Raw genomic sequence first — 12606 nt, 5'->3', positions numbered from 1 at the left:
ATCCCCAGGGAGGTTCCGCATGCTTCCGGAGCGCACATCGCCTCGAGACGAAGACTCACCGCAGGCCGTCCTGCGCGGGCTGTCGTCCATCTGGCTGGATTTCGAGTCGCAGGTGCATCACATCCCGATCATGCGGCGCGTGCTCGAGCGTCGGATTCGCCTGGCCGATTACCACGAGCTCCTGCTGAACCACCGGGCGCAGGTCATGAACGGCGCGCTCTGGATCGCGCGCGCCGCCTCCAGCATCGGCCACGAGTTCGCCGAGCTGCGCTCGCGCTTCATCCGCCACGCGGCCGCGGAGCACCGCGATTACCTGATGCTGGAGCAGGACTACCTGAAGAGCGGCGGCGACCCGGCCGGGCTCGCGCGGCACGAGCTGAACATCGGCAGCGAGGCCCTGTCTGCCTGGATCTTCCATCGCGCCGATCAGCCGAACCCCTTCGATCTCCTCGGCGCCATGTACATCATCGAAGGCCTCGGCAAGCGGGTCGCGGCCCAGTGGGCCGAGCATGTGCGGTCCGCGCTCCGCCTGGAGGCGCAGGCCGTCAGCTTCTATCTCTATCACGCGAAGGCCGACGAAGATCACCTGGGCGAGCTGGAAGAGGCGCTCCGCTGCGGCATCTTGAACCTCCCGGGGATGGCGCCGAGGATCCTCAAGACCGCCCGGGTCACCGCGCGGCTCTACCGCCTCCAGCTCGAGGAGATCGGGAGCTATTGACATGGATTTTCAAGACTTTTTCAGGAAGATGAAGCACGACCCCAGGGATCCCGATCCGTGGCTGGCCTTGTACCTGGACCGGTCCTTGCCGATCGACGACAAGGCCAAGGCCGCCCTCCTGAAGAGCCAGCGCAGCTTCACGCGCAGGGTCGTGATGCCGATCGTCAGGCCGTTCGCCCGCCTGTCGATCTCCGGGATCAAGCTCATGAAGATCCTCGTCCCGGCGAGCTGGCAATCTCCGTGGTTGTTGCATCGGTCCATTTACTGGGGCCTGCGGCTCTTCGTCGCCCCGGAGGCCAATTACCTCATCCTGCGCCACTTCACGATCGGCACGGAGATCTTGAAGTTCATCGAGGACAACGTCCCGGGCATCGATATCGAGACGACCACGCCGCTGAGGACCAGGAGGCTGGAGGACCTGCTGGACAACACGTTCACGGTCCACGATCTGACGTTCTACAACTTCATCATCGAGCTGAACGAGAAGCTCCGCGCAGAGGGGCGTGAGATCGAGCCCCGGCGAGAGGTCGACTACTCCGCCATCACCGATGACGACGCGAGCCTCGACGACCTCCCGGACACCTGGCTGAACGTCGTCGACCTGCAGACCGCCATCGAGATCTACACGCCGCTCTACGCGCTGTTCCTGTCCGACCACCATTTCTGGCGGGCGAGCAACTCGCTGCAGCTCGACGAGATCATCGCGCTCTACGTCGGCAAGATCCTGAACGACCCGCTGCCCGTCGCCCTGGTGCACAACCATCATCCGATGGTGCCCAACTCGACGCTCGAGGCCGGCTTCCGGTTGGTGCTGCATGGCCTCGACTCCGAGACCCTGCACGGACACCTGAGGAAGCTGAAGGCAGCAGCGAAGAGCGGGGCGGCGCGGGGAGCCCTCGCGCCGTGACGCTCTCCTGAACCCTCCTCCTGGAACCGATCCGCCCTGCTGGCGGGCCAGGATACATCCCGCGCAGTCCGGCCGGCGGCAGCCGCCCGCCGCCGCTGCGACCCGCGTCGCCGCCGCCCCGCTGCCGCCGCGCGATGCGCTTGCCAGCGCAGCGGCTGGGAGGCTGGGAGTCTGGACGGCTCCTCCTTCATGCGTAAGAGAAGGATCGCACGCAGGCCATGAGAGACGTTTATACATAAAATGCACCCTCGCCATCCAATTCGCTCTGGCGCCTCGGAGACGCATCGCCGAGAAGGTCTTCTCCGGCGTCTGCGGCCCTGCGAGCGAGGTGATCCGCGAGATGCTGAAAATGCTGAAACCGCCAACCGAGCAACAGCCGGCCCGCACGCCCCGCGCACCGCGCGGCGGAAGGCGGAAGGCGGTGCGTCGTGAAAGCAGGCGGAAACGCTGACGGGCCACGTCCCCTTGGCCCTGCCGCCGCGTTGTTTACGAGCTACTTCCTCCTGGCTGTGTTGGGTCTCCAGTGGGGGACGGTCCGCGGCGCCGCCTCCCCGGTGTTTCCCGCCGCGGGGGTCGCGCTCGCCGGGCTCCTCCTCGGGGGCCCGTGGCTGTGGCCGGCGGTGTTCGCCGGGATGATGGCCGCGTTCCTCCTGGAAGCGCCGTCCCTCCCGCTGTGGGTGAAGGCCGCCCTTGCGTCCGGGAACACGCTGGCAGCCCTGGGCGGCGCATGGGCGCTGCGCCGCGCTCGCCTGCAGCCGGCGCTCACGCGCCTGGCCGACGTGCTCGTCGTCAGCGCCGCCGCCCTGGGCAGCTCGGCCATCGCCGCCACTGCAGGGACGTTCGCGCTGGCCGGCGCGTTCGACCAGGGCTTCAGGCAGGCGCTCGTAACATGGCTCAACTGGTGGGTCGGCGACGTGACGGGGGTGATCGTGATGACGCCCCTCGTGCTGAGCTGGGCGCGTGGCGAGCCGGTCGGCCGGGACCGGGGGCGGTGGCTGCACCTCGCGCTGTGCACGGCGGCTGCCTGGGCCCTGGCCTGGCTGAGCTTCGGGCCTGAATCCTCCCGCGTGGTCCGCCCATGGCTGACCTTTCCCGCCCTGACCTGGGCGGCATTGACGTGGGGCGTTCGTGGCGCGACGGCGGCAATGCTCCCGGTCGCGGTCGTCGCGATCCAGGCCACGACCGAGGGGCACGGGCCGTTCGGCACCCCCGCGGGGCTTCAGTTCGCGCTGCTCCAGGAGTTCATCGGCGCAACCACCGTGACCACGCTGGTGCTGGCCGTCGTCGCCGACGAGCGACGCAACAGCGAGGCGTTGCGCAGGAACGAGGAGCGGCTGCAGCGAGCCAGCCGCGCCGGGCGGATCGGCCTGTGGGAATTCAACATCGACACCGGAGCGGCAGCCTGGACGCCCGAAGCCTGGGCGCTCTTCGAGGGGTGCTGTCCGGGGGGCGGCCGGGTGGACTACGCGCGCTGGCTTGAGACCATCCATCCCGAGGACCGCGCGGCCGTCGTCCGCACGGTCGACCAGGCGATAGAGCAGGCTCGATCCAGGCTGTCCGAAGCCCATTACAAGGATGAGTACCGCGTCCTGCACGCCGACGGCACCGTCCTGTGGGTGGCGTCGACCGGCGCCTTCGAGCGCGCGGGGAACGAGCTCGTGATGCTCGGGGTCGTCCGGGATATCACCGAGCGCAAGCACGCCGAGGAGGCGCTGCGGGAGAACGAGGCGCGGCTGCGCCTGGCGCTGCGCGCCGGGCAGACCGGCGTGTGGGATTGGGATGTCGTCACCGGCCGCGTCGTCTGGTCCGACGAGGTGTGCGGCATCTTCGGGATCCCGCCTGGCACGTTCGAGGGGACGTTCGAGGCGTTCGAGCGGAGGATTTACCCCGACGACCGGATGCGGGTCCGGGCGGAGGCGCAAACGGCCATCAAGGGGCGGACGGGCTATGCGATCGAGTTCCGCATCGTCCGCCCCGACGGGCAGATCCGCTGGGTCACGGACTTCGGCACCGTCGAGCGCGACGAGGCCGGACAGCCTCGTTCCATGATCGGCATGGTCACCGACATCACGGAGAAGCGAGCGGCCGCGGACGCGATACGCGAGAGCGAGGAGCGATTCCGCAACATCGCCGACAACTCCCCCGTGATGATATGGGTGACCGGGCCCGACGCCTGCTGCACCTACCTCAACAAGGTCTGGTCCGACTTCACGGGGGAGGCTCAGGCCGCCGGCCTCGGGTTCGGTTGGCTCGACATGCTTCATCCGGAGGACGCCGAGCGCTCGGCGAGCGTCTTCCGCGCCGCCACCGCCAAGCGGGAGCCGTTCCGCCTCGACTACCGCCTCCGCCGCCGTGACGGGCAGTACCGGTGGTGCATCGACGCGGCGGCCCCGCGGTTCAGCCCGAGCGGCGAGTTTCTCGGTTATGTCGGCTCGGTGATCGATATCACCGACCGCAAGCAGGCCGAGGAGGAGCGGGCGCGCCTGCTCGAGGTCGAGCAGGCCGCGCGCAGCGAGGCCGAGCGGGCGAACCGGATGAAGGACGAGTTCCTCTCGACGGTCAGCCACGAGCTGCGCACCCCGCTCACCGCCATCCTCGGCTGGTCGCACCTCCTGCGCCGTCGGTCGAGCTGCGAGGACGAGGACCTCCGCAAGGGACTCGCGGTCATCGACCGCAACGCCCGCGCGCAGGCGCAGCTCATCGAGGACCTGCTCGACATGGGCCGCATCACGTCTGGCAAGCTCCGTCTGGACGTGCAGCCTCTGGACCTGCACGACGTGGTCGGCGCGGCCGTTTCGTCCGTCGCGCCCTCGGCGGAGGCGAAAGGGATCCAGCTCGAAAAAATCTCGAGTCCCGCCGTGGGCGTGACGCGCGGCGATCCGAGCCGGCTGCAGCAGGTGGTGTGGAACCTCCTGAGCAATTCCATCAAGTTCACCCCGGAGGGCGGGAGTGTGCAGGTGAAGGTCTCCCGCGCCGGCAATCACGTCGAAATCACCGTCTCGGACACCGGGGAAGGCATTGAGCCCGAGTTCCTCCCCTACGTCTTCGAGCGTTTCCGCCAGGCCGACGCCTCGACGACTCGGCGGCACGGCGGGCTGGGCCTGGGGCTCGCCATCGTGAAGCACTTGGTCGAGCTCCACGGCGGCACCGTGCGGGCGACGAGCGCCGGCGTGGGAAAGGGCACGACCTTCACCGTGGAGCTCCCGCTCGGCGTCGCCCACGCCCCGGCGGAGGGCGGCACGGACGGGCGCGAGGTCGATGCCCGGGCGAGCGTCGATGACATCTGCGAGCTCTCCGACCTGAGCGGCATCTCGGTGCTCTTCGTGGACGATGCCCTGGATACCCGCGACATGGTCAGGACCTTCGTCGAAGAACGCAAGGCGCGCGTCAGGCTCGCAGGATCAGGGGAAGAGGCGCTGAGACTGATCGAGCTGGAGAGGCCGGACGTGCTCGTGAGCGATATCGGGATGCGCGGGATGGATGGCTACGAGCTCATCCGCCGGGTGCGGGCGCTGCCGCGGGAGCGCGGCGGGGACGTGCCGGCCGTGGCGCTCACCGCGTACGCCGGAAACGAGGACCGCACCAGAGCGCTGCTCGCCGGGTTCCAGACGCACCTCGCGAAGCCGATCCAGCCGACGGAGCTCCTGATGGTCATCGGGGTACTGGCAGCGCGCGGAGAGAGAAAGGGGCGGCCGCAGGCGGTCAACGGGGGGCCGCCCTTGCCCTAGAAGCGCACGGCGAGGCTCAGGCCTCCGCGGGCATGGGGAACCAGAACATCGAGCCCACGAGCAGACCGCGCCGCCTCAGCGAGGCGAGCGGAGCGCCGAGTCCCGGACTCCCCGAGAACGTCCTGAATGCCGAGGGCGTGTAACGGGCGCCCCGCAGCGGGGTGGGCTCGGAGAGCGGGCGCAGACCGGGGCCCGCCGGGAGGAGCTACCGCGACGGCGCGAGATCCGGCGGCGGGGGCGGCGGCGCCGCGCCCTTCGCGGGCCGCGGAGCCGGCGCGGGCGGTGGAGCCATCCACCACTGCGACTCCCGCGGCGACGGGGTCGGCGGCGGCGCGTCCAAGAGCTGCAGCTCGCGCAGCTCGGGCGCGGTGAGCTGCCGCGTGCTGCCGTGCCCGGACAGCGTGGTCGCCGTGGCGGCCGCGTAGGCCTCGGCCTGCTCGAGGACCCGCACGAAGTTCCCGCCCAGCAGGCTGAGGATGTCCCCCTCCGAGTAGCCGCGGCGGAGGAGCTCCAGCGTGATGCCCGTGAGCCCGTCGGCGCCGGCGCTCCCCGCCTGGAGCGCCTCGCCCCCGCCGAAGACCGAGCCGACGGCGACGTGATCGATCCCCGCGATCTTCACCAGGTAATCGATATGGTCCGCGATCCGCGAGGGCGGCGGCGGCGTCATCGGCGCTTCCTGGGCCCTCCGCTTCTCGATCTCCTCGCGGAGCGCCGTCGCGTCGCCCTGGAGCCGCTCGCCGAGCTCCTTGAGGTGCGCCCCGTGCTTCTGCACGAAGCGCTCGGACTGCTCCGCATAGGTTGCGTCGAGGAAGAGCGCCCAGGCGTTCACCACGACGACGCCGCCGTTCTCCGCGACGGCGCGCAGCATGTAGTCGTCGAGGTTGCGCCGGAGGTGGCCGGCGGCGGGCATCGTGGACGACGTGATGACCGGCGCCTTGGCCACCTTCATGACGTCCTGGAACGTGTCGTCCGACGCGTGCGAGAGGTCGACGAGCATGCCGATCCGTTGCATCTCGCGCACCACGGTCTCGCCGAAGGAGGACAGGCCGCGGTGGCGGGCGAGCCCGGGCTCGAGGGGTCCTCCCGCGGAGTCCGCCCAGCTGTTCGTGGTGGTGTGCGTGAGCGCCATGGTGCGGACGCCGAGGCGGTAGAACGAGCGCAGCGCCGGCAGCGAGTTCTCGATGGCGTGCCCGCCGTCGATGCCCAGGAGCGCGGCGATCCGGCCCTCACGCTTGGCGCGGCGCACGTCCCGCGCGGTCCGCGCGAGCAGCAGCGCGTCGCGGTGGCGCTCGATCTGCCGGTGGGTCGCGTCGATGAGATCGAGCGCGCGGCGCGCGGCGCCGCCGCCGATCGAGGCCTGCGCCGACGGCGCGCCGACGTGGATCGAGAAGAACGCGCCGGCGGCGCCCGACGCCTTCATCCCGGCGAGCTCCTCGGCCGTCGCCTCGTGGTCCGGGCTCGCCCGGCGAAGCGCGCCGCCGAGGAGCGGCGACGGCACGCTGCTGTGGCCGTCGAGGAGGGTCGCCTTGGCGAGCAGCCGTGTGGCCCGCTGCTCCGGCGTCTCGGGCCCCACCGGGCTCTCCACGACCTCGGGCGCGGGCTCGGTCCACGGCCCGACCTCGTTCTCGGCCATCGCGAAGGGATCGGGCGACTCCGCGGGTGCTCGAGGAGGAACGCAGGCCGCGAGCGACGCGGCGGCGAGGAGCGCGAGGGAAAGGCGTGTGCGCATGATCGGAGCGTATCACGCGATCTCAGCGGTAGGGCGGACCGCGCGGCGGCCGGATCGTGCCCCTGGTCCCCGATTCCGCGGCGCCCGACGGCGTCGCAGGCGCGGCGTCCGAGTGGGTTCGAATGCCCCTTCGACCCACGAAGAAGCACCTGACAGGAGAGTATTGCGTCCCTGCCGGCCCGCGCCGCGGGCCTCGCTTGACGTCCTCGAATCGCTCTGCTCTTTCCCGCGCTGGCATCCCAGCCAGCCCTCGGGCAAGAAGCCGGGATGCTCCGACCGATCACGGGCTACCACAAGGACGACGCGGACGACTGGGTGGCCGAGCTGAGCTGCGGTCACGGCCAGCACGTCCGGCACAAGCCCCCCTTCGTCGTGCGCCCGTGGGTGCTCACCGCCGAGGGCCGCGCCTCGATGCTCGGCACCGAGCTCGATTGCGTGCGCTGCGATCGGCTCGACATGCCGGGCGGGCTGGTCGCCTACAAGCGGACCGCGGAGTTCGACGAGGGCACGATCCCCGGCGGGCTCCGGAAGAACCACGCGACAAAGCCCGGGGTGTGGGGGGTGATCCACGTGGTCTCGGGGCAGCTCCGCTACCGCGTCGAGTGGCCCACGCGGCGAGAGCTCCTGCTCACCCCGGAGACCCCCGGGATCGTCGCGCCGGAGGTGCTGCACCACGTCGAGCCCGAAGGTCCGGTCAGGTTCTTCGTGGAGTTTCACGCGAAGGGCGCGTGACCAGGATCGATCAGGAGACCTCATGTCGCTCAGGCAGCGCGATTACCTCCTCCGCATGATCGAGCAGCTCGCCGAGGCCATCGGCCGGATCGCCGGGCTCCGGCGCGCCGGCCAGCTCGACGAGGCGGAGCTGCTCGTCCGCACCACCGCGGACGGGCTCTTCGGCCCGATGCGGGACATGCTCGACCGGGTCGACGCCGCGGGCGCGGCCACCCTGCTCGGCGACCCCGAGAAGATCGGCGCGTACGCGGCGCTCTGCGCGGAGCAGGCGGAGATCCTCGATCTCCGGGGCCGGGCCGCGCAGGCGCTCGCGGAGCAGAGGCGCGCGCTCGAGCTCCACCTCGAGGCGATGAGCCGCGCGCCCGAGGGCAGCCCCCGCGCCGAGGAGGCCGCGCGCGCGCTCCTCGGCCGGGTGGACGCCGCGCGCCTGTCCGAGCGGTACCGCGCCCTCGCCGCGAGGCTCGGCTGACCGGGACGCGGGCGCGCGCGCCGCGCCGCCTGCCGGCTTGCCATGACGCCGGCGTGAGCCCATGAGACGCGGAGCCGCCGTGGAACCGATCACCTCGTCCGCCAGCTTCGCCGCGCTCGGCGTCGGGCCTGCCCTCCTCGGCGTGCTCGCCGAGCTCGGCTACGAAGAGCCCACCCCGATCCAGCGCGAGGCGATCCCGCACCTCCTCGGCGGGCGCGACCTGCTCGGGCAGGCCGCCACCGGCACCGGGAAGACGGCCGCGTTCGCGCTGCCGCTGCTCCAGCGGCTGGAGATCGGCAGCGCGCCGCCCGGCCGCCCCGTGGCCCTCGTGCTCGTGCCGACCCGCGAGCTCGCCATGCAGGTGGCCGAGGCGATGCACCGCTACGGCCGCCGGCTGGGCGTGCAGGTGCTGTCGGTCTACGGCGGCCAGCCGTTCGGGCAGCAGCTGCGCGCGCTCCGGCGCGGGGTCCACGTCGTCGTGGCGACGCCGGGCCGCGCGCTCGACCACATCGGCCGCGGCACGCTCGCCCTCGACGGCATCCGCACCGTCGTGCTCGACGAGGCGGACGAGATGCTCGACATGGGCTTCGCCGAGGCGCTGGAGGAGATCCTCGCGGCCACGCCGGGCGAGCGGCAGACGGTGCTCTTCTCGGCGACGCTGCCGGCGCGGATCGCCGCGATCGCCGGCCGGCACCTGCGCGACCCGGTGCGGGTCAAGATCGCGGTCGAGAAGGCGGCCCCGGGCGAGCTCCCGCGCGTGCGCCAGACGGCGTACATCGTGCCGCGGGCGCACAAGCCCGCGGCCCTGACGCGGGTGCTCGACATGGAGGACCCGTCGTCGGCGATCCTCTTCTGCCGCACGCGCAACGAGGTGGACGAGCTGACCGAGGCGCTGCGCGCCCGCGGCTACGAGGCCCAGGCGCTCCACGGCGGCTTCTCGCAGGAGCACCGGGATCGCGTGATGGCGCGCTTCCGCGCCGGCGCGGCCGACCTGCTCGTCGCGACCGACGTGGCGGCGCGGGGGCTCGACATCGAGCACGTGTCGCACGTCATCAACTACGACGTCCCCTGCGCCGCCGAGGTGTACGTCCACCGCATCGGCCGCACGGGCCGCGCCGGCCGGGAGGGGGCGGCGATCACGCTGATCGAGCCGCGCGAGCACTACCTGCTCCGCAACGTCGAGCGGCTCACGGGCCAGCGCATCGAGGCCGCCACCCTCCCGACGGTGGCCGATCTGCGCGCCCGGCGCCTCGAGCTGACGCGGGCGTCGCTCCGGGAGGCGCTCCTCCAGGGCGGCGCCGAGCGGTTCCGGGTCGTGGTCGAGGGGCTCGCCGACGAGTTCGACGTCATGGACATCGCCGCGGCGGCGGTGCAGCTCGCGCACCGCGCGACGGAGGGGGATCGGGAGGAGGACAAGGCGGAGATCCCGTCGTTCCGGCCGCCGCCGCCCGCGCCGGAGCGCGCGCGCGACGACCGCGCGCGGCGCGCCCCGCCGGGGGCCCGCGGGCGGCCAGGAGAGGCCCCGGGGCGGCCGCGGCGCGGGGAGCGCGAGGAGCGGGAGGCCGACGGCAGCGTCGTGCGGGTCTACATCGGCGCGGGGCGCGCCGCGGGCATCCGGCCGGCGGATCTGGTCGGCGCGATCGCGAACGAGGCGTCGCTGAGCTCTCGCGACATCGGGGCCATCCAGATCGCGGACGGCTTCTCCGTGGTCGAGGTGCCGGCCGACGCGGCGGACAGCGTCATCGAGGCGCTGCGCGCCACCCGGCTCAAGGGGCGCAAGGTTCAGGTCCGCCGCGACCACCACGCCCCTCCGGCCCGGGCTGGAGGTCCGACGCGAGCCCCAGCGCCGCGAGCGCGCGGATGAACAGGAACGCGAGGTCGTGCTGCCCCGGCGCCATCCCGTAGCGGGCGGCGCGCGGGAAGGCGTGGTGGTTGTTGTGCCAGCCCTCGCCGAAGGTCAGGACCGCCACCCAGCCCACGTTGCGGCTCCCGTCGCGGGTCTCGAACGCGCGGCGGCCGAAGCCGGGCGCGTGGCAGACCGAGTTCACCAGGTAGGTCGCGTGCATCCAGCACACGAGCGGCAGGAAGAACACGAACGGCACCGCGCCCCAGCCCAGCGCGAGCCCCGCGAGCAGCACCGCCGCCGCCTGCGGCGCGAACCGCCACCGGAGGAGCCACCGGTAGTAGGGATCGCCGGCCAGATCGCGGCAGTACCGCTCCGGATCGCGGGGATCGGTCGAGCCGTCGTCGACGATCCACCCGAGGTGCGCGTACCAGAGGCCTCGCTGCGGCGAGTGGACGTCGCCCTCGCGATCGGTGTGCGCGTGGTGCCGCCGGTGCGTCGCCACCCACGCGATCGGGCTGCCCTGGCCGCTGATCATCGCCACCGACACGAGCGCGTACTCGACCCACCTCGGGCAGCGGAACGCGCGGTGCGAGAGCAGCCGGTGCAGGCCGACGATGGTGGACAGGTGGAGCGCCGTGTACAGCCCGGCCGCGAGGGCGACGAAGCTCGCGCGGATCGGCAGGAGCAGCCCGAGGACGGCCAGCGCGTGGACCAGGGCGAAGTAGGCGATCGCCGCGCCGCTCGCGCGGCCCCTCATGACGGCCCCCCTCCCCGCACGACCGCCGCCGGGCCGCTCCCCCGCCGCGGCCGGATCCGGGCGAGGCCGCGCGGATCCGCCCGGCAGGACGAGGTGTCGATGCGCTGCGGCTCGAGGCCGAGCTCCCGCATCCTCGCCGCGTCCCACGCCTCGATCGGGTCGCGCCCGGCGATGTAGCTGCGCGCGCGGTTGGCGAGCGGCGCGCGCAGGCTCATCACCTCGGGCGCCGACATCACGACGCACGTCTTGTAGCGGGGCAGGTCGCTCGTCATCAGCCGGCTCCACAGGTGGCGGCCCACGCTGCGCAGGCCGCCCAGGGCGCGGCTCAGGCGCTGGAAGTGCTCGATCGCCTCGGAGGCGTCCAGCCGGGCCGGCCGGTGGCACAGGGTGTACCCGTCGAGGTCCCGGCTGGTCACCCCGGGCAGGAGCCGCCCCTCGGCCGCCACCTGCGCGAAGAACGGCGTCTCCGGGTACGGGCAGACGATCCCCAGGAACGTCGGGCACTGATCCCCGAGGTCGTGGAGGTATTCGGGCAGCCGCTCGAGGTACTCGTTGGTGTCCCCGTCCGCGCCCACGAGGAGCCCGAACGAGAGCACGATCCCGCTCGCCGAGGCCCGCTGCATCACCTCGCGGACCTCGCTCAGCTTGTTCTGGCCCTTGTTCATCGCGCTGATCGACTCGGGGTTCAGCGACTCCAGCCCGGTGTAGACGTAGCGGCACCCCGCGCGCCCCATGAGGCGCACCAGCTCCGGGTCGCGCAGCACGTTGAAGGTGAGCGCGCAGCCCCAGATCTTCTTGAGCGGCATCAGCGCCTCGCAGAGCTCCCGCAGGTAGCGGGGAGAGCCGCCCAGGTTGTTGTCGAGGAAGCTGAACGCGTCGCCGGTCACCCCCGGAATGCGCCGGTTGAAGATCATCCGGTCGCGGATGTCCCGGATCACGTGGTCGATCGGGCGATATCGGTACTGCTCGTGCCCGGTCAGCACGCAGAAGTTGCAGGAGAAGGGGCAGCCGCGCGACGCCTCGATGCCCGGCAGGCGAACGAGGTTGTTCCGGTAATCGATCAGATCGTAGCGGTAGGTGGGGATCCGGTCCGGGGGCACCGGGGGGAGCGCGTAGACGGGCTGGAGCTCGTTCCGCTGGAAGTCGGCGATGAGGGCCGGGACGTTCGACTCCGGGTCGCCCGCGATCACCGCGTCGAAGTGCTGGAGCGCGTCCGCGCGGAAATGGCTCGCGTGCCGGCCGCCGGCGACCGTGGTGACGCCGCGCCGCCGGAGCAGCGCGGAGAGCACCTTGGTGTGCTCGTAATAGGCGTGCAGGAACGAGAAGAACACGAGGTCCCAGGGACGATCGAGGGGGATGTCCGTCTCCTTCTCGTTGTAGAGCTCGATCTCGGCGTCCGGCGGGCACAGGGCCGCGATGAGCTCGGGCACGGAGGACTGCATGATCGAGCGCTCCTTGCGGTGCAGGCGGCTCGGGTGGGTGTAGGTCGAGAGGATCGCGATGCGCATCGAGGGGGGCTCCTGGAGAAGCCGCCAAGAATAGGCCATGCGCCGCGCCGCGAGCAGCCCCGGAATCGCTGTCCGCTGGACCACCCAAGTCGCCCTCGGTCTTCCCCGCGTCCCTGGCGGCCCTCTCCGTGGGTCGTTATAGTGGCGCCCTTCGACGGGGGGCGTGACGATCCGTCGCAGCGAACGAGCTGCCGACGCCCTGATGGAGGTGA

The 12606-nt window shown here is 71.8% G+C and carries 9 protein-coding genes; 6 read left to right on the top strand and 3 right to left on the bottom strand.

Features of this window, described 5'->3' with window-relative positions:
- Positions 1-19: 19 nt before the first annotated feature.
- The 3 genes from WMF20_RS04715 (at position 20) to WMF20_RS04705 (ending at position 5353) form a co-directional block, all read left to right on the top strand.
- Positions 20-718 carry an iron-containing redox enzyme family protein gene (locus WMF20_RS04715; RefSeq protein ID WP_437611061.1) on the top strand — a complete coding sequence of 233 codons (699 nt, stop codon included), beginning with the start codon at positions 20-22 and terminating at the stop codon, positions 716-718.
- A 1-nt stretch (position 719) separates the two neighbouring features.
- Positions 720-1625 carry a DUF6999 family protein gene (locus WMF20_RS04710; RefSeq protein WP_437611059.1) on the top strand — a complete coding sequence of 302 codons (906 nt, stop codon included), beginning with the start codon at positions 720-722 and terminating at the stop codon, positions 1623-1625.
- Positions 1626-2053: 428 nt separating this feature from the next.
- Entirely contained in the window at positions 2054-5353 is a 3300-nt protein-coding gene (locus tag WMF20_RS04705) for a PAS domain-containing protein (protein ID WP_437611057.1), read from the top strand.
- A gap of 205 nt (positions 5354-5558) precedes the next feature.
- On the opposite strand, the gene WMF20_RS04700 is transcribed toward WMF20_RS04705, so the two are convergent.
- Positions 5559-7082: a dipeptidase gene (locus WMF20_RS04700; RefSeq protein ID WP_437611055.1), complete on the bottom strand. Its 1524-nt coding sequence runs from the start codon at positions 7080-7082 to the stop codon at positions 5559-5561.
- Between the two features lie 267 nt (positions 7083-7349).
- Between WMF20_RS04700 and WMF20_RS04695 the strand changes: the two genes are divergently transcribed.
- The 3 genes from WMF20_RS04695 to WMF20_RS04685 all read left to right on the top strand — a co-directional run bounded on the left by WMF20_RS04695 (position 7350) and on the right by WMF20_RS04685 (position 10147).
- A complete protein-coding gene (locus WMF20_RS04695; RefSeq protein ID WP_129573186.1) occupies positions 7350-7814 on the top strand; it encodes a DUF3565 domain-containing protein in 465 nt (154 codons plus the stop codon).
- Between the two features lie 22 nt (positions 7815-7836).
- Positions 7837-8283, top strand: a complete 447-nt coding sequence (locus tag WMF20_RS04690) for a hypothetical protein (protein WP_437611053.1) — start codon at positions 7837-7839, stop codon at positions 8281-8283.
- Between the two features lie 61 nt (positions 8284-8344).
- Entirely contained in the window at positions 8345-10147 is a 1803-nt protein-coding gene (locus WMF20_RS04685; protein ID WP_437611051.1) for a DEAD/DEAH box helicase, read from the top strand.
- On the opposite strand, the gene WMF20_RS04680 is transcribed toward WMF20_RS04685, so the two are convergent.
- Positions 10050-10886 (bottom strand): acyl-CoA desaturase, encoded by an 837-nt coding sequence (locus WMF20_RS04680; protein ID WP_437611049.1) that lies wholly within the window; start codon positions 10884-10886, stop codon positions 10050-10052. The genes WMF20_RS04685 and WMF20_RS04680 overlap by 98 nt on opposite strands.
- On the bottom strand, positions 10883-12394 hold the full coding sequence (locus WMF20_RS04675) for a B12-binding domain-containing radical SAM protein (RefSeq protein WP_437611047.1): 1512 nt from the start codon (positions 12392-12394) through the stop codon (positions 10883-10885). Before WMF20_RS04675 ends, WMF20_RS04680 begins: the two co-directional genes overlap by 4 nt.
- Between the last annotated feature and the right edge of the window lie 212 nt (positions 12395-12606).

It is taken from the genome of Sorangium sp. So ce834, from assembly GCF_051521425.1.
Lineage (GTDB): Bacteria > Myxococcota_A > Polyangia > Polyangiales > Polyangiaceae > Sorangium > Sorangium cellulosum_D.
The sequence above is the reverse complement of the archived record's forward strand: the minus strand, read 5'-3'. Positions and strand labels throughout refer to the sequence as shown.